Origin of the sequence: Paenibacillus alba (assembly GCF_013204855.1) — a bacterium.
GTDB lineage: Bacteria > Bacillota > Bacilli > Paenibacillales > NBRC-103111 > Paenibacillus_E > Paenibacillus_E alba.
Window position 1 is genome coordinate 1 of sequence record NZ_JABMKZ010000100.1, and the last position, 854, is coordinate 854.

Annotated in this window: 1 pseudogene; it reads left to right on the forward strand. The window is 46.4% G+C overall.

Annotated features, from left to right (window positions below):
- Window positions 1-792: pseudogene (locus tag HQN90_RS38065) on the forward strand (transposase); the annotation flags it as partial.
- Window positions 793-854 lie beyond the last annotated feature (62 nt).

Consider the following 854-nt stretch of genomic DNA (forward strand, 5'->3'; position numbering starts at 1 on the left):
ATATCGCATGGAAAAAAGCCTCTACCTCCTTTAGAGGAGGCAGAGCAAAAAACAATCAAGGTTAGCTTAACAGATCCAGAAAGCGGTTATCTAAATCGAGACGGAAAGCCAGAGGGCTTTCACTACTTGGATCACCGCACCGTGGATCACAAATTTAACATCATCACGGATTGTTATGTGACCGCGGGAAATGTGAATGACTCTACGGTCTACATCGATCGGCTCTACCATCAAATCCAGAAATTTGGGTGGGAGAAATCGCTTGAAGCTGTCGCACTCGATACGGGCTACATGACACCCTACATCTGTCACAAGACCACGAAGTTTATGGCTGTTATTCCAGAGCGATTGTCCCGTGAACACGGCGTATTCTCAAAAGATCGCTTTATATTCCAAGCAGACAAAGACGTTTATCTATGCCCGAACCAACAAGAACTGACGTATCGAACAACGACAAGAAGTGGATACAAGGACTACAAGTCTGATCCCAAAATTTGTGTATCATGCCCGTTTCTACCCCAATGTACAACCAATCAAGAGAAGCAAAGGACCATCCAGCGCCATATTTGGGAAGAAAGTAAGGAGCAAGTGGCGCAGAACCGACAGAGTATCGAAGGGAAAGCTCTTTACAAATTGCGATGTCAAACCATTGAGCGAAGTTTTGCGGATGCCAAAGTGCTCCACGGACTTCGCTATTCCCGGTTTCGGGGAAGAGCAAACGTTCAGGAACAAGTCTTGATGACTGCGGTTGCACAGAACATCAAGAAGATAGCGCAACACCTCGCCAGAAAGGATGGGCTTGGCTCAACCCTTCTTAACTTGTTCTTTTTCACCTCAAAACCGCTAAGGTCCCG